General features: G+C 66.1%; 17 protein-coding genes and 1 pseudogene. 4 read left to right on the top strand and 14 right to left on the bottom strand.

Annotated features, from left to right (window positions below):
- Positions 1-15 precede the first annotated feature (15 nt).
- From H276_RS0102545 to H276_RS0102525, 4 genes are all read right to left on the bottom strand, one after another.
- Positions 16-1,338, bottom strand: a complete 1,323-nt coding sequence (locus H276_RS0102545) for a pitrilysin family protein (protein ID WP_019969739.1) — start codon at positions 1,336-1,338, stop codon at positions 16-18.
- Complete coding sequence (locus tag H276_RS0102540) at positions 1,316-3,598, bottom strand: polyribonucleotide nucleotidyltransferase (protein WP_019969738.1); 2,283 nt, start codon at positions 3,596-3,598, stop codon at positions 1,316-1,318. Before H276_RS0102540 ends, H276_RS0102545 begins: the two co-directional genes overlap by 23 nt.
- Before the next feature lie 417 nt (positions 3,599-4,015).
- The gene (gene rpsO / locus H276_RS0102530; RefSeq protein ID WP_019969736.1) at positions 4,016-4,285 is read right to left on the bottom strand and encodes a 30S ribosomal protein S15; all 270 of its coding nucleotides are present in this window, start codon (positions 4,283-4,285) and stop codon (positions 4,016-4,018) included.
- Positions 4,286-4,474: 189 nt separating this feature from the next.
- A complete protein-coding gene (locus H276_RS0102525; protein ID WP_026356510.1) occupies positions 4,475-5,467 on the bottom strand; it encodes a bifunctional riboflavin kinase/FAD synthetase in 993 nt (330 codons plus the stop codon).
- Positions 5,468-5,547: 80 nt separating this feature from the next.
- Here H276_RS0102525 and mntR point away from each other — a divergent pair, with 80 nt between their 5' ends.
- Both mntR and H276_RS25160 read left to right on the top strand, forming a co-directional pair.
- A complete protein-coding gene (gene mntR / locus H276_RS0102520) occupies positions 5,548-6,255 on the top strand; it encodes a manganese-binding transcriptional regulator MntR (protein WP_019969734.1) in 708 nt (235 codons plus the stop codon).
- A gap of 8 nt (positions 6,256-6,263) precedes the next feature.
- Positions 6,264-6,425: pseudogene (locus tag H276_RS25160) on the top strand (alkanesulfonate monooxygenase); the annotation flags it as partial.
- A gap of 31 nt (positions 6,426-6,456) precedes the next feature.
- Here the strand turns inward: H276_RS25160 and truB are convergent.
- The 3 genes from truB to H276_RS0102500 are packed head-to-tail and all read right to left on the bottom strand — an operon-like array spanning position 6,457 to position 8,986.
- Positions 6,457-7,365 carry a tRNA pseudouridine(55) synthase TruB gene (gene truB, locus H276_RS0102510; RefSeq protein WP_051111361.1) on the bottom strand — a complete coding sequence of 303 codons (909 nt, stop codon included), beginning with the start codon at positions 7,363-7,365 and terminating at the stop codon, positions 6,457-6,459.
- A 2-nt stretch (positions 7,366-7,367) separates the two neighbouring features.
- A complete protein-coding gene (locus tag H276_RS0102505) occupies positions 7,368-8,033 on the bottom strand; it encodes a 4'-phosphopantetheinyl transferase (protein WP_019969731.1) in 666 nt (221 codons plus the stop codon).
- Positions 8,030-8,986 carry a metallophosphoesterase gene (locus tag H276_RS0102500; RefSeq protein WP_019969730.1) on the bottom strand — a complete coding sequence of 319 codons (957 nt, stop codon included), beginning with the start codon at positions 8,984-8,986 and terminating at the stop codon, positions 8,030-8,032. The genes H276_RS0102505 and H276_RS0102500 overlap by 4 nt, the downstream gene beginning before the upstream one ends.
- Positions 8,987-9,174: 188 nt before the next feature.
- Between H276_RS0102500 and H276_RS0102495 the strand changes: the two genes are divergently transcribed.
- Positions 9,175-10,854 (top strand): CocE/NonD family hydrolase, encoded by a 1,680-nt coding sequence (locus H276_RS0102495; protein ID WP_019969729.1) that lies wholly within the window; start codon positions 9,175-9,177, stop codon positions 10,852-10,854.
- Here the strand turns inward: H276_RS0102495 and H276_RS0102490 are convergent.
- The 3 genes from H276_RS0102490 to H276_RS0102480 form a co-directional block, all read right to left on the bottom strand.
- Positions 10,843-11,400 (bottom strand): DUF1802 family protein, encoded by a 558-nt coding sequence (locus tag H276_RS0102490; protein WP_019969728.1) that lies wholly within the window; start codon positions 11,398-11,400, stop codon positions 10,843-10,845. The two genes, H276_RS0102495 and H276_RS0102490, sit on opposite strands and share 12 nt — an antisense overlap.
- Positions 11,397-11,663, bottom strand: a complete 267-nt coding sequence (locus H276_RS0102485) for a DUF2277 domain-containing protein (protein WP_019969727.1) — start codon at positions 11,661-11,663, stop codon at positions 11,397-11,399. The genes H276_RS0102490 and H276_RS0102485 overlap by 4 nt, the downstream gene beginning before the upstream one ends.
- 126 nt (positions 11,664-11,789) lie before the next feature.
- Positions 11,790-12,236 (bottom strand): MerR family transcriptional regulator, encoded by a 447-nt coding sequence (locus H276_RS0102480; RefSeq protein WP_019969726.1) that lies wholly within the window; start codon positions 12,234-12,236, stop codon positions 11,790-11,792.
- A gap of 45 nt (positions 12,237-12,281) precedes the next feature.
- Here H276_RS0102480 and H276_RS0102475 point away from each other — a divergent pair, with 45 nt between their 5' ends.
- Positions 12,282-12,926 (top strand): class I SAM-dependent methyltransferase, encoded by a 645-nt coding sequence (locus tag H276_RS0102475; RefSeq protein WP_019969725.1) that lies wholly within the window; start codon positions 12,282-12,284, stop codon positions 12,924-12,926.
- Positions 12,927-13,059: 133 nt separating this feature from the next.
- Here the strand turns inward: H276_RS0102475 and H276_RS0102470 are convergent, their stop codons facing one another.
- The 4 genes from H276_RS0102470 to rbfA all read right to left on the bottom strand — a co-directional run bounded on the left by H276_RS0102470 (position 13,060) and on the right by rbfA (position 16,312).
- Positions 13,060-13,290: a hypothetical protein gene (locus H276_RS0102470; protein ID WP_026356507.1), complete on the bottom strand. Its 231-nt coding sequence runs from the start codon at positions 13,288-13,290 to the stop codon at positions 13,060-13,062.
- Between the two features lie 203 nt (positions 13,291-13,493).
- Complete coding sequence (locus H276_RS0102465) at positions 13,494-14,828, bottom strand: MATE family efflux transporter (protein WP_019969723.1); 1,335 nt, start codon at positions 14,826-14,828, stop codon at positions 13,494-13,496.
- Entirely contained in the window at positions 14,821-15,804 is a 984-nt protein-coding gene (locus H276_RS0102460) for a bifunctional oligoribonuclease/PAP phosphatase NrnA (RefSeq protein WP_019969722.1), read from the bottom strand. Before H276_RS0102460 ends, H276_RS0102465 begins: the two co-directional genes overlap by 8 nt.
- Entirely contained in the window at positions 15,794-16,312 is a 519-nt protein-coding gene (gene rbfA / locus H276_RS0102455; RefSeq protein ID WP_019969721.1) for a 30S ribosome-binding factor RbfA, read from the bottom strand. The genes H276_RS0102460 and rbfA overlap by 11 nt, the downstream gene beginning before the upstream one ends.
- Positions 16,313-16,335: the final 23 nt, after the last annotated feature.

The raw sequence follows: 16,335 nt of genomic DNA, 5'->3' as shown, positions 1-16,335 counted from the left end.
ACCTGCATGTGCGCGTCAACCGGCGATGGCCTGAAGCCTTTGCGGCAGAGCCATTTCCGACGGGCCGAGCACCGCTGCGCCGTATTCCCGGGTCAGCAGCTGGCGCGCGACGGCATTGACCTCGTCTAGCGTCACGGCCTCGATCTGGGCCAATGTGTGCTCCAGACTTCGGTGTTCACCGTAGTTGAGTTCGCTGCGGCCGATCCGGTGCATGCGTGACGCCGAGTCTTCCAGCCCGAGCACCAGGCCGCCACGCAACGATCCCTTGGCGATGCGGCATTCGTCCGCGGTAATACCGTCGCGTGCAACAGTTTCCAACACGTCGGTGGTTACCCGGACCACCTCGTCGAACCGCTCGGGCTGGCACCCGGCGTATACCGAGAACGCGCCGCTGTCCGAGAAGGTGTCCACCGTCGAATACACCGAGTAGGCCAGTCCCCTGGTTTCCCGAATCTGTTGGAACAGACGGGAACTCAGACCACCACCGAGTGCGGTGTTGAGTACCGAAAGCGCCCACCGGTGCTCCCAGTGGCGGCCCGGGGTGCGCACACCCATCGAAAGATGAGTCTGCTCACCATCGCGTTCGATCACTTCCAGGACAGGGTGCCCGATGACCCGGCCCGAACCCTTGCGGGGCGGAATCGCCGTACGACCGGCCACCAGCCTCGGCCCGAAATGCTCCCGGACCAATGCCACCACCACGTCATGGTCGACGTTTCCGGCGACCGCCACCACCATCCGGTCTGGCGTATACCGCCGAATGTGAAATGAATGCAGCTGCGCCCGAGTCATTTCCGAGATCGACTCGATGCTCCCGATCACCGGTCGTCCCACCGGGTGATCGCCGAACATCGCCGACAGAAACACATCGCCCAGGGTGTCCTCGGGATCATCGTCGCGCATGGCGATCTCCTCGAGCACCACGTCACGCTCGACCTCGATATCCTCGGCGGCACACCGCCCGCGCAGCACCACGTCCGCGACGAGGTCGACCGCCAGTTCCAGGTCGGTGTCGAGGACATGCGCGTAGTAGCAGGTGTGCTCGCGCGCGGTGAACGCGTTCAGCTCGCCGCCAACGGCGTCGACGGCCTGTGCGATATCCACCGCACTACGCGACGGCGTCGATTTGAACAGCAGGTGTTCCAGAAAGTGGGCGGCACCCGCGACACTCCGACCTTCGTCGCGAGAACCGACGCCCACCCACACGCCCACCGATGCGGACCGCACCGACGGGACGTACTCCGTGACCACCCGCAGTCCGCCGGGCAGTATGGTCCGGCGGACCTGCGAGGTATCCAGTTTCGACGCCTTGCGATCAGGCTTCGGCGGGCGCGGCATCGGCAGGTGCAGCCGACTCTGCGGTCTCTTCTGCTTCTTCGGCCACCAGGATCAGCGAGATCTTGCCGCGGTTGTCGATATCGGCGATCTCCACCTGCAGCTTGTCGCCGACCTTGACGACATCTTCGACCTTGGCGATGCGCTTGCCGCGGCCCAGCTTGGAGATGTGCACCAGACCGTCGCGACCGGGCAACAGTGAGACGAACGCACCGAAATCGGTGGTCTTGACCACGGTGCCGAGGAACCGCTCGCCGATCTTCGGCAGCTGCGGGTTGGCGATCGCGTTGATCTTGTCGATCGCGGCCTGAGCGGACGGACCGTCCGCGGCGCCGACGAACACCGTGCCGTCGTCCTCGATGGAGATCTGCGCGCCGGTCTCCTCGGTGATCGAGTTGATCATCTTGCCCTTGGGCCCGATGACCTCGCCGATCTTGTCCACGGGCACCTTGATGGTAGTGATCCGCGGCGCGTACGGGCTCATCTCGTCGGGGCTGTCGATGGCCTCGGCCATCACCTCGAGGATGGTCAGACGCGCATCCTTCGCCTGGCTCAACGCCCCGGCGAGCACCTTCGACGGGATACCGTCGAGCTTGGTGTCCAACTGCAACGCGGTGACGAAGTCCTTGGTGCCCGCGACCTTGAAATCCATGTCGCCGAAGGCATCCTCGGCACCGAGGATGTCGGTCAGCGCCACAAACCGACGCTCGGTCTTGCCGTCGTTCTCGACGTCGTCGGACACCAGACCCATCGCGATGCCCGCGACCGGAGCCTTCAGCGGCACACCCGCGTTGAGCAGCGACAGCGTCGAGGCGCACACCGAACCCATCGAGGTGGAGCCGTTGGAGCCCAGGGCCTCGGACACCTGCCGGATCGCGTAGGGGAATTCCTCCACACTGGGCAGCACCGGCACCAGCGCCCGCTCGGCGAGCGCACCGTGGCCGATCTCGCGGCGCTTGGGCGAGCCGACACGACCGGTCTCACCGGTCGAGTACGGCGGGAAGTTGTAGTGGTGCATGTAGCGCTTGGTGGTCTCGGGTCCCAGCGAGTCGATCTGCTGAGCCATCTTGACCATGTCCAGCGTGGTGACACCCATGATCTGGGTCTCGCCGCGTTCGAACAGCGCGCTGCCATGTGCCCGGGGCACCACGGCAACCTCGGCACTCAGGGCACGGATATCGGTGATGCCGCGGCCGTCGATGCGGAAGTGATCGGTCAGGATACGCTGGCGCACAAGCTTCTTGGTCAGCGACCGGAACGCGGCACCGATTTCCTTCTCGCGGCCGGCGAAGTTCCCAGCGGCCCCGGCCAGGCGCTCCAATACGTCAACCTTGATCTCGTCGGTGCGCTCGTTGCGCTCATTCTTGCCGGCGATGGTCAGCGCCTCCGACAGAGCGTCGGTGGCCACCGACGCGACCGAGTCGTAGACATCCTCGGCGTAGTCGGGGAAGACCGGGTAATCAATCGGCTCCTTGACCCGTTTGGCTGACAGAGCCTCGGCCAGCTCCTGCTGAGCGGCGCACAGCACCTTGATGAACGGCTTGGCAGCCTCGAGTCCCTCGGCGACGACAGCCTCGGTCGGCGCCTGCGCACCACCGGCCACCAGCTCGATGACTTTCTCGGTCGCCTCGGCCTCGACCATCATGATCGCCACATCGGCGCTGTCGCCATCTCCGACGATTCGCCCGGCAACGACCATGTCGAACACGGCCTTCTCCAACTGCTCGCCGGTCGGGAACGCAACCCACTGACCATCAATGAGGGCAACGCGAGTCCCGCCGACCGGGCCGGAGAACGGCAGGCCCGCCAGCTGGGTGGACGCCGAAGCCGCGTTGATCGCCAGCACGTCGTACAGATCCTTGGGGTCCAGGCTCAGCACGGTCACCACGACCTGGATCTCGTTGCGCAGACCGTCGACGAACGACGGACGCAGCGGACGGTCGATCAAACGGCAGGTCAGGATCGCATCCGTGGACGGACGACCTTCGCGGCGGAAGAACGAGCCGGGGATACGGCCCGCGGCATACATGCGCTCCTCGACGTCGACCGTCAGCGGGAAGAAGTCGAAGTGGTCCTTGGGGTTCTTGCTGGCGGTGGTGGCGCTCAGCAGCATCGTCTCGTCATCGAGATATGCGACGACCGAGCCGGCGGCCTGCTTGGCCAGTCTTCCGGTCTCGAAGCGGATGGTGCGGGTGCCGAACGACCCGTTGTCGATGACGGCGGTGGATTCGAACACACCGTCTTCAAGTTCAACTGCAGACATTTAGTCCGGTGGCCTCTCTGATTCACTCAGTCGTTGTTTCGCGTCGTCACGCCGGTGAATACCACAGACCTCGATACGGCTACGGCCGTCGATCGAAGCGGCCGGACATACCCCAATTCTGGAGTTCCCGGCGGCCACTACCGAAGACCGCCCGATCGGGCGGGTCCTATGTGACTCGCAGGAACGGCACCCGCCGATATGCAGGTACCGCACCCATGTTCGAATGGCTGTCGAACGCACCCATGGTACACGGCAGTAACAGCCCGATCGCCATCGCGGCGCTGCTTACGCAACGTCATCCGCACATACGGTGAACTGCTGTTCTATGCCGCCCGTGAACACGGGCAGGAGGGCTACAAAGCAGAACGGCGGTCGCCCCGAAGAGGCGGCCGCCGTTCTGATGCCATGGACGCTGCGTCAGCGACGCAGCCCGAGGCGCTCGATCAGCGAGCGGTAACGCTCGACGTCGACCTGCGCAACGTACTTGAGCAGCCGGCGACGCCGCCCCACGAGCAGCAACAGTCCGCGCCGCGAATGGTGGTCGTGCTTGTGTGCCTTGAGGTGCTCGGTCAGGTCCGAGATCCGCTTGGTCAGCAACGCAACCTGAGCCTCCGGCGAACCGGTGTCGGTCTCGTGCAGGCCGTAGGAGCCCAGGATTTCTTTTTTCTGCTCGGCGGTAAGCGCCACTAAAACAACTCCATCAAATCGGTCCGCGAACATATTCTCGACACAGCCACCGCGGCCTGCAGCGTGTGCCGGATCGCCGGAAAGCTTAGCAGTGGGCCGCGGCGAGCCGCGAATTCAGCTTGGGCGGCGAGCCGCGAATTCAGCTTGGGCGGCGAGCCGCGAATTCAGCTTGGGCGGCGAGCCGCGAATTCAGCTTGAGTGCGCAGAAAGAATCGATCGCGCGCGCTCGGTGTCGGCCCTCATCTCCACCACCAGGTCGTCGACCGAATTGAACTTCTCCTGGCCGCGGATGCGGGCCACGAAGTCGACTGCCACGTGCTGGCCGTACAGATCGGCACTGGTGTCGAGGACGAACGCCTCCACGGTGCGCGTGCGGCCGGAGAATGTCGGATTGGTGCCGACCGACACGGCCGCCTGGTACCGCTCCCCGGGAATGACCGTGCCCATCATCGGCCCGTGGCCCAGCACCGTGAACCACGCCGCGTATACGCCGTCGGCCGGAATCGCCGAGTACATCGGCGGGGCCACGTTGGCGGTGGGGAATCCCAGCACCCGGCCGCGGCCGTCGCCACGCACCACGACACCCTCGACACGATGCGGCCGGCCCAGCGCCTCGGCGGCCGCGACCACGTCACCGGCATCGACACAGGACCGGATGTAGGTGGACGAGAAGGTGACATGCTCATGGCGGTGCTCGGGGTCGAGAGGTTCGGTCACCAACGACATCGCCTCGACCGCGAAGCCGAAGCGCTCACCGGCGGCGCGCAGCATGTCGACATTGCCTGCGGCCTTCTTGCCGAAGGTGAAGTTCTTCCCCACGACCACCTCCACCACATGCAGATGCTCCACCAGCAGCTCGTGGATGTAGCGCTCGGGGGCGAGCTTCATGAAGTCCGAGGTAAACGGCATCACCAGAAACACGTCGACACCGAGCTCCTCGATGAGCTCGGCGCGTCTGGCCAGCGTGGTGAGCTGCGCCGGATGACTGCCCGGGAACACCACTTCCATCGGATGGGGGTCGAAGGTCATCAGCACCACCGGTATCCCGCGGGATCTGGCCGCTTTCACCGCATGACTGATCAGCTCGGCATGTCCACGATGCACACCGTCGAACACCCCGATGGTTACCACACATCTGCCCCAGTCCGTGGGGATCTCTTCCTGCCCACGCCAGCGCTGCACAGCAGTTAGCCTACGGCCCGCCCGCGCCAGGATCTGCTCTAGTGCCCGGATGAGGTGATGATTGCCTAAACTTCCTCACTGTGAGCCCTTCCGGTAACCATCACGACCTCTCGACGGTTGCCCAGGACTATCTGAAGGTGATCTGGACGGCGCAGGAATGGTCACGCGAGAAGGTCAGCACGAAGCTGCTGGCCGAGCGGATGGGCGTATCGGCCTCCACGGCCTCCGAATCGATCCGCAAGCTCGCCGATCAAGGCCTGGTAGACCACGAGAAGTACGGTGCGGTGACGCTGACCGAGGCCGGCCGCCAGGCCGCCCTCGCGATGGTGCGCCGGCACCGGCTGATGGAGACCTTTCTCGTCCAGGAGCTCGGCTACGGCTGGGACGAGGTGCACGACGAAGCCGAAGTCCTTGAGCATGCGGTGAGCGACCGGATGCTCGACCGCATCGACGCCAAGCTCGGCTTCCCGACCCGGGACCCGCACGGCGATCCGATCCCGGGCGCCGACGGTCAAGTACCGACGCCGCCGGCCCGTCAACTTTCGGTCTGTCAAAACGGCGACGCCGGCACGGTGGCACGAATCTCCGACGCCGATCCTGAGATGCTGCGGTACTTCGACAGCGTCGGCATCAGCCTCGACTCACGGTTGCGGGTGCTGGCCCGACGGGATTTCGCGGGCATGATCTCGGTGGCGATAGAGCAGCCGGGCACCGCGTGCGATTCCGCTACCGAAGTCACGGTCGAGCTGGGCAGCCCTGCGGCAGAAGCGATCTGGGTCGTCGCCTGACCTCCGCGCTCGGCATCGAGGAGTTCATCTTCTCGGGCTATCCGCACCTCGAAGAGCTGTACTGGTTCGGTGAGGGCGTGGTGCCGATCCTACGCAAGCGTGGATTGTTCGGCGCCGCAGCAGATGTCGCGGCACCGGCATCGATTCCGTTCGTCGGCGCACCCCGGTAGCCCGACCGATCCGAATCGAGAAATCCGCGGTCTACAGGGTTGCCGGCCGCAACACCACTACCGACTTGGTCCGTAACGAACCGTCCTGCAGCAGTGCGATGACCTGGCCGTCAGGTGAAGTTGCCGCGTAGACGCCGTCGATGCCGGCAGGTTTCAACGACCTGCCATGCCTGGTGTCCTCGGTTTCGTCCGCACTCAGATCACGGCGTGGAAACCCGACCAGGCAAGCCTCGTCGAGCGAGTAACTCAGCCGCGCCTGCTCGGCGAGATCGTCGAGAGTGCGCGCCTCGTCGAGTCCGTAGCGACCGACTTTGGTTCGCCGTAACGCCGTCAGGTGGCCCCCGACGCCGAGTGCCGCGCCGACGTCGCGCGCGAGCGCCCGGATGTAGGTGCCCGACGAACAGTCCACGTCGACGTCCACGTCGACGAAGTCGTCGATGTGCCTGACGGCGAGCACATCGAATCGGTCGATCCGCACCGGGCGTGCGGCCAACTCGACGATCTGGCCTTCCCTGGCCAGCTTGTAGGCCCGCTGACCGTCGACCTTGATCGCGCTCACCGCCGACGGCACCTGCTGGATCTCGCCGCGGAGCGCCGCCACTGCGTCGGCAATGTGCGTATCGGTGACATGCGCAGCCGAGACGGTCTGCAGCACTTCACCTTCGGCGTCTTCAGTGCTGGTGGTCTGACCCAGCCGGATGGTCGCACTGTAGGACTTGTCGGTGGCGGTCAGCAGACCCAGGATCTTGGTGGCCCGCTCGATACCGATCACCAGCACTCCGGTGGCCATGGGATCCAAGGTGCCGGCATGGCCGACCTTGCGGGTACCGAACAGCCGACGGCATCGGCCGACCACGTCGTGGCTGGTCATCCCAGCCGGCTTGTCGACGATCACCAAACCCGGGCTCGGGTTTGGGTTGTTCCCCGCGTGCGCAGGCATATTCACAGCACGATCGCCGTCAGCGTCACACCGTCACGGACCGACCAACGACCTTCGAGCAGGCTGAGCGGCGGACCGTGCTCGGCGGCCGGATCGATGAGGATTTCCGACCAGAAGCCGCCGGTGGTACCGGAATCATCAACCGCGAAGGTGATGTGCGCATCCTCGAAGCCCAGCCAGCGGTGCGTCAGCGGAAACCACGCCTTGTAGGTTGCCTCCTTGGCGCAGAACAGGATTCGATCCCAGTGCAGACCATCGGGCAGGCCGCCCAACTCGGTGCGTTCGGCCGGCACCGTGATCGCGTCGAGCACCCCGTCCGGCAGGACGTGATGGGGCTCGGCGTCGATCCCGACCGACCGGACCTCGGCCGTACGGCCCACGACCGCACCGCGAAATCCCGTGCAGTGCGTCAAGCTACCGACCACACCGTCAGGCCAGCACGGTTCGCCTTTGTCCCCCTTGAGGATCGGGACGGGTCCGATGCCAAGCTCCCCCAATGCCTGACGCGCGCAGTAACGCACGGTGACGAACTCGTTGCGACGCTTGGCCACTGACCGCGCGATGAGTGGTTCCTCTTCCGGCAGCGGTGACAACCCGGGAGGATCGTCGTACAACTCGGCAGACGCCACCGCATCGGGCAGCACCTGGGTGAGCAGCATGCCGCTCATGCTCTCCTCGATTGAATCCGGTCCTGCACCTGCTTGGCATGAGCTCGCATCTCCGGGGTGATCTCGAAATGACCGCCGAACTCGTTGAGATAGCCCGGTGCGTATTTCGGATCGGGCAGGATCTGCCGCAGCCACCGGTAGGGCTTGCGCCGGCGCCACTCCCGCGGGTAGCCAACCGACACCTCTTCGAAGCGCACATCGTCGTACCAGGTGGTGCGAGGAATATGCAGATGCCCGTAAACCGAGCAAATGGCGTTGTACCGGATGTGCCAGTCCTTGGTCGCAGTGGTCCCGCACCACAACGAGAACTCGGGATAGAACATCGCATCGCAGGGTTCCCGCACCAGCGGGAAGTGATTGACCAGAACGGTCGGCGTGATCCAGTCGAGGTCTTCGAGCTTCTCGCGAGTCTGCTTGACCCGGTCACGGCACCACGCGTCGCGGGTCGCGTACGGCTCACACGACAGCAGGAACTCGTCGGTACCCACCACGTTGCGCTCTCGCGCCACCGCCAGGCCCTCGGCCTTGGTCGCCGTACCGGCGGGCAAGAACGTGTAGTCGTACAGCAGAAACATCGGCACGATGGTGGCCGGGCCACCTTGCTCGGTCCAGACCGGGAAGGGATGTTCGGGGGTGACGATGCCCATCTGGTCACACATGTCGACCAGATAGTCGTAACGGGACCTGCCGAAGATTTGCATCGGGTCTTTGTTGGTGGTCCACAGCTCATGGTTCCCGGGCACCCAGATCACCTTCGCGAAACGTTTCCGCAGCAGGTCCAGGGTCCAGCGGATCTCGTCAGTGCGCTCCCCCACGTCGCCTGCCACGATCAGCCAGTCATCCGGCGTGGACGGGTAGAGCGATTCCGTGACGGGCTTGTTTCCGGTGTGGCCGGTGTGTAAATCGCTGATTGCCCACAGGATCGGCTGCCGGTCCCTCGACTCCTGGTCCATCACCACGGTTGCATCACCACAACGGATCAGCCTAACCGCGTGCCGAATGCCGTCCCCACACCCCGGACTGGAACAGGTTCTCGTCTACGGTCGAGCCCGCTGCCCGCTGCTTTCAACAAGCCGGGGAGATCCTCGCCAACTCTGCAGTGGCCCACGAGCTGGCGCCTTCTGATCCGTAGCCTGGTGCGGTGACGCGATTCCACCGGCACGCCGGCAAAGCAGGATTCCGCCGGCACGCCGGCAGGGCAGTCAGTCGCCTGCTCGGCCTGCCACCCCCCGAAACGTCCTACACCGTGCGGCGTGGGCTGCGCGTGCCGATGCGCGATGGCATCGAGTTGGTCGCCGACCACTATTCGCCGGACACCGCCGCACCTGCAGGTACCCTGCTGGTTCGCGGGCCCTACGGCCGTAGGCTCCCGTTCTCGGCGGTGTTCGCACACGTCTATGCCGCCCGCGGCTATCACGTGGTGTTGCAGAGTGTGCGCGGGACGTTCGGCTCGGGCGGCGAGTTCACGCCGATGGTCCACGAGATGGCCGACGGCGCCGACACCGTGGCGTGGCTGCGCGGGCAACCCTGGTTCACCGGCTCGTTCGCCACGGTTGGCCAGTCCTATCTCGGCTTCACGCAGTGGGCTCTGCTGGTCGATCCGCCACCGGAGATGAAGGCGGCGGTCATCATCGTCGGTCCCCACGATTTCAGCGAGTCGGCGTGGGGCACCGGCTCATTCACCCTCAACGACTTCCTGGGCTGGAGTGCGATGGTGGCCCGCCAGGAGGAGCCGGGTCTGGTGCAGGCACTGACCCGTCAGGTCCGGGGCCCCGCGGAGCTTGCCCGGGCGACCACTGGGCTGCCGATGGGCGCGGCCGGCCGCGAGCTGCTCGGCAGCGGCGCCCCCTGGTTCGAATCGTGGCTGGAGCATCCCGACCGCGAGGATCCTTTCTGGGACGCACTGCGGTTCACCGAGGCACTCGACCGCGTGGAGGTCCCGATCCTGCTGCTCAGCGGCTGGCAGGACCTGTTCCTGGACCAGACCCTGCAGCAGTACCGACAACTGCGCGGGCGCGGGGTGCCGGTGGCGCTGACTGTCGGACCGTGGACCCACTCACAATTACTGACCAAGGGCCTGCGGACCGTCGTCGGCGAATCGCTGGACTGGCTGGGCACTCATCTGACGGGGCGGGCCGAGACTCGCCGCGCCATTGTGCGCGCCTACATCAACGGGTCCGACTGGGTGGACCTGCCCGATTGGCCGCCGGCGATGCCGGAGCACGAGCTGTTCCTGCAGCCCACAGGCTGGCTGTCGGACCGTCCGCCGGCGCCGAGCGCGCCGCCTGATCGGCCCAGGACATTCGTCTACGACCCCGCCAGCCCCACCCCGACTGTCGGCGGTCGGTTGCTGACGCGCAGGGCTGGGTATCGCGACGACACTCGGCTGGCCCGGCGCGCCGATGTGCTGGCCTACACCGGTGACCCGCTGCCCGCCGATCTGTATATGGTCGGCGCCGCGGTGGCCGAACTGCAGCACAGCTGCGACAACCCGAACCACGACGTGTTCGTCCGGATCAGCGAGGTGGACGCCAAGGGCCACTCGCGCAACGTGACCGATGCGTTCGTCCGACGTACCGAGCAGTCCGGTCTCATCCGAATCGAATTCGACGCTGTTGCACACAGATTCGCGGCGGGATCGCGGATTCGGTTGCTGGTGGCGGGCGGGTCTCATCCACGGTATGCGCGCAATCTCGGCACCGGCGAGCCACCGATCTCCGGTTGCCGGCTGATCCGTGCCACCCACACCGTGCATCACGACCAAAACGGTGCGTCCCGGCTCGTGCTTCCCGCCGGCCCGCGCCCGCCGTCAGCCCACTGAGGCGCGCACACGCTCGGCGATGCGCTGCAGTGCCGCATCGTCGTGTACGGCCGCTGCCGCGCTGCGGGGGCCCACTTCGTCCATCAGCTCCACCCAGCTCTTGCAGCCCGCGAATTCGGGGGTTCGGACCAGCGCGAGGGGTTCGGTGAGCGCACGGGCCTGCACCACCAATACCGTCAGCCGGTGCTTCGGGCGGAAATCCAAGCGGTCGGCCCGTACCGACTCGGCGGTCCAGATGTGCAGATCGTCGATCTCGTCGATCGCCTCAGGGTGGTTGACCTCCACGGCCGCAACCACTTTCGCCGCAGCACGGATGGTCACAGCAGCATCGGTGCTATCCGCAGCGGCGGCTTCGATCAGGTCGCGGTGTTCGGGGCGCACCCGCTCTGCGTGGCTGTGCGCGATCGTCGGGAACAGCAAGAACTCGGGCGCGGCGACCGAGAACCGTTTCTCGCCGATGCCGCCCTTACGCAGCAGCACAGTCTGGCGCCCGTCGAGCAGCGCATGTACTGCCGCACTCCACTCCTTGAGCGCCGGGGCATTCACCTGGCCGCCAGCCTGGCCTGTACCTCCGGGCGACGCAGCGGCGGAACCGTTTTGGGCGGCTGACGCCGTGGCGCCAGCCCGTCCAGCAGCCGTCTGGTGGTCGCAGTGACCTCGGCGACGGCCGCTTCGAACGCGTCGATATTGGCTCCGGTCGGCCGCGTGATCCCGCTGACCTTACGGACGTACTGGCGGGCAGCGGCCTCGATCTCCTCGGCTGTGGCGGCCGGTTGCAGGCCGCGCAGTTCGGTGATGTTGCGACACATGAGTCCCACGATAGGCGCATCGGGTCAGGCCGATCTCACACAACGACCGGGCCTGCACCTTGTCCTCCCGCCGTGCCGGCATCGCCGCCAACCGCGACGCGGTGCCGCTGCCAGGTGCGCTGAGACTCAGTCGGCGGCCAGCCAACCGAGCGCGGTCTTGTCAGTGGCGATTTCCTCGACGCTCATCCCGTCGACGAGCCGGTCCAGGACGGCTGTCATCGTGACACAGTCGCGGGCGGGATGATCGGACGGACAGTGCAGTGCATGCGTCAGAAACTGCTGTGCCCCTTGTGCTTGTGCGATCACCCGGTCCAGCGCGGCGATCTGGTCCCGGACCGTCTGGCGCCACTGCTCACTCGACGCGTCCAGCACGGCCGCCGCAGTGTCGAGTGGAAGCCCCATCTGGTGCACGATCTTGAGCAACGCGAGCCGACGAAGTTCTTGGGGCCCGTACATGCGTTTACCGGCTCGGCGCAGCCGGGGGCGCACCAGTCCGCGCTCGTCGTAGTAGCGCAATGCCGAGGGACTCATCCGCAGCCGCGCAGCCGCCTCGCCGATCGAGATCACATCCATGCCGCCATTTGACTTCAACCCACGTTGAACCGGCAAGGTCTACCTATGAATGATGCGTCGGACGCACAAGCCGTCAACCACCACGCCGATTACCCCGGTTTCGCAGGTGTCGGCGGTGTGCTATGCGGGTTGCGGTTCCTCGTGGTGGGCCGGTCCAGGGCGAGGTTGGTCACCGCTATCGCGCAGGTTTCGTCCAAAGATCATGTGGTGGATGTGGGTTGCGGACCTGGCACCGCCGCGCGGGTCGCGGCCCGGCGCGGGGCGCGTGTGACGGGTGTCGACCCGTCGTCGGTCATGCTCCGCATCGCGGCCGCGATCACGCCGAGGCACGCGGACATCACCTGGAGCGAGGGCACCGCCGAAGCGTTGCCAATGGGTGCCGACTCCGCCACGATGGTGTGGGCACTGGCCACGGTGCACCACTGGCAGGATGTCGACAGGGCGCTCGCCGAGGTACGCCGCGTGCTGGTGCCGGGTGGGCGGTTGATCGCGATCGAGCGGCAGGTAGCCGCCGGCGCAACCGGATCGGACAGTCACGGCTGGACAGAGCAGCAGGCCGAATCGTTCGGCGCGTTGTGTCGCGACAAGGGCTTTACCAGTGTGTCGGTGGCCCGGCACGGTAGCGGCCGCACTGCTGTATGGGTGGTCCGATGTGGTTTGAATCCACACGGGGTGGAGGGTCGCCCGTGAATACCGTTGTGCCCCAATCGCAACAGCGGGCCCAACGGGTCAAGTCCCCACCATCCGTCGCCTAGGCGATATGGGCCGGCTCTGCAGCTTCCGCGTGGGTTGGTTCGGTACGAGCGTCCCTTACCCGAGCTCGTCAAGATTTCTTCGACGGAATCACAATGACCACGATCAGGGTGATAATCGAAAAGAACAGTCCCAGAATTCCCCAACCTATGACGCTACGTCCTTTGAACCCGGCGATGACCGCGCAGATCACCGCCGCCACGATGCTCCCGATTGCGACCACGATGCCTTTGAGACCACGGAGGATGAATCCTGCGGCTTCCGGTTGGGTTTGAGCGGCCAATATCAGGTCGTGGATCATCGCAGGCTCCTGGACTCCGTGCAATGCGCAGATGCATCGCTCGAACGCCTGTACCCCGTCGGCCACTTTGCGAAACCTCCAGCTCGCCGCATGATGACGTCGACGCACTGGGGCACAAGCGATCTGGCCGAGCACCGGGATGGGCGTCGTTCACCAGCGTTGGAGTGAACTGCGCGGACCCCAAGCTCGCCGATGGTCGTCGCTCAGGCCGTGCCCGCCACCAGCCAGCGGCCCGATAAGGCCCGCCAGCCGACGAACACCAACCGCAGCACCATGAAGGTGCTCAGTCCGGCCCAGATGCCAAGTAGGCCCCAGCCGAAGATCAGCGACAGCCAGACCAGCGGCAGGAAGCCGGCCAGCGCGCTGATCAGCGTGGCATTGCGCATGAATTTGGCGTCGCCGGCGCCGAGCAGAACTCCGTCGAGGGCGAAAACGATTCCAGCGACGGGCAATTGGGCTACGAGGAACCACCACGGCACGCCGATCTCGTCGAGGACCGACCGATCATCGGTAAACAATGTGGGCAGCACGTGGGCCCCGATCCCGAACACCGCCGCCAGTACCGCACCGGCCGCCGTCGAGAACAACGTCACGCGCCAGGCCACCACTTTGGCGTGGTCGAGTTGCCCCGCACCCAGCGCGGCACCCACCAACGACTGCGCCGCGATCGCCAGTGAATCGAGCACCAGCGCAAGGAAACTCCACAGCTGCAGCACCACCTGGTGAGCGGCCACAGCGGCCGCGCCGAATCGGGCCGCGACTGCTCCCGCGGACACGAAACACGCCTGAAACGCCATGGTCCGCAACAACAAGTCCCGGCCCAGCACCACCTGGGCGCGAAGCACCGACGGGCGCAACCGCAGCGGCACCCGCTCTGAGAGCAACGCCCGGATGAACAGGACCGCCGCCACCCACTGCCCCACCAGATTCGCGACGGCCGAGCCGACCAACTCCAACCGCGGCATCCCCAGCCAGCCGTAGACGAGCAGCGGACACAACACCGCCGACACCGAAAACCCGGCGATCACGTAGCGCAATGGCCGGACGGTGTCCTGCACACCGCGCATCCAACCGTTGCCGGCCATCGAGATCAGGATCGCGGGCGCGCCGAAGACTGCGATCCGCAGCCACGGCAGCGCCGCCTGCGCAATCGCGCCGCCACCGGCGATCACCGTCAGCAGCGGAGCCGCGACAACCTGCACGACGGCGCACAGCACCAATCCGATCGCCACGGCCAGCCAGGTGGCTTGAACACCCTCGCCGACCGCGGCCGTCCGATCCCCGGCTCCGAAGAATCGAGCCGATCGCGCCGTGGTTCCGTAGGACAGAAAGGTCAGATTCGAACCGACCAGATTGAGGACCAGACCACCGATGGCCAAGCCGGCCAGGCTGACCGCACCCAACCGCCCGACGATCGCGGTGTCGAACAACAGATAGAGCGGTTCGGCCGCCAGCACTCCGAGCGCCGGGAACGCCAACGCAGCGATACGCCGACTCGTCGCGGGTACGACGGGCAGATCGCCTTCCGGCTCAACCAAGAGCAGCCTGCAGCGCCCGGATCACATCGTCGACAGGGCCCGTGGCCGAGTATCCGGCCGCATGGGGGTGACCGCCACCACCGAACGAGCTGGCGACCTGGGCGAGGTTGACCGACTTGGCTCGCATCGACACCGACCAGTGCTGCGGCTCGATCTCCTTGAACACCGCGGCGACCTCGGCCTGCTGCGTGGTGCGAACGATATCGACGATGCTCTCGACTTCCTCGGGCCGGGCACCCGACCACTCGGAGTGCGGGACAACGACGTACACCAGGCCGCGACCGTCGAGGGCCTCCGGACAGAGCTGCGCCGAGGACAGCACGCGCGACAGCATCGGCAGCCAAGCGAACGGATGGGTATCGAGCAGCGCACGGCTGATCGAGGCATTGTCCACGCCCAGTTCGACGAGCCGTGCGGCGAGCCGGTGAGCCCGCGCACTGGCCCAACGGAACGATCCGGTGTCGGTGGTCAGACCTGCGTACAGGCAATGGGCGACCTGCCGGTCGATCGGCTTGTCCCACGCGTCGAGGATCTCGGCCACCAGCATGGTGGTGGAGTCCGCTGTTGGATCGACGTAGTTGGCGGTTCCGAACAGCTGATTGGAGGCGTGATGGTCGATGACCAGCACCTCCCGCCCGCCCTCAGCGAGATCGCTCAGCGCGCCGAGCCTGTTGATGCTCGGGATGTCGACGGTGACAACCAGATCGGCATCCTCACGAACACCTTCCGGTACCACCAGCAGGTGGCCACCGGGCAGTGTCTGCAAGGACTCGGGCAATGTCTCGGGAGCCGCGAACGCGACCTGGACGTGTTTGCCCGCCGCTTCGAGGACTTGAGCCAGCGCCAGCCCCGCACCGATGGTGTCGGCATCGGGATAGATGTGGCACACCACACTGATGCTCGACGCGACCGACAACAGCTCGACAGCCCCGTGCGCGTCGACGCGCACACCGGGGGCGACGATGTCAGTCGCCATATGTTCGGTCTTGGAATCCGTAACTGTCACCGGCGTCCTCTGTGTCTGCCCCGTCGGCAGGCCCGTTCGCGTCCTCCGCCCCGCTCACACGGTACGGGTCGGCGTCGCCGGCATGTTTGGCGCCCTCCCGAACTCTTGCCAAATCCTCATCCGCGGCCCGCGCGGCGGCCAGCAGCTCCTCCATGCGGTGCGCCGCATCGGGCACGGTGTCGCGGACGAACGCCAGGGTCGGGGTGAACCGCACCCCGGTCCCGGCGCCCACCTTGGTCCGCAGCACGCCCTTGGCCTTCTCCAAGGCGGCCGCCGCGCCGGCGTAATCCGGCGCGTCGTCCAGCGTCTGCCCCAGCACCGTGTAGTACAGCGTGGCGTCATGCAGGTCACCCGACACTTTCGCATCGGTGATCGTGACACCGGCCAGCCGCGGATCCTTGATCTCGTACTCGATGGTCGAGGCGACGATCGTGGAGATCCGCTTGGCGAGCCTCTTCGCGCGGGCAGGATCAGCCACAATGCTCCTCACGCAAGCGTTCG

The organism is Mycobacterium sp. 141 (assembly GCF_000382405.1).
Classification (GTDB): domain Bacteria; phylum Actinomycetota; class Actinomycetes; order Mycobacteriales; family Mycobacteriaceae; genus Mycobacterium.
Note: the sequence above shows the minus strand (reverse complement) of the source record. Positions and strands in the feature narration are given on the sequence as shown.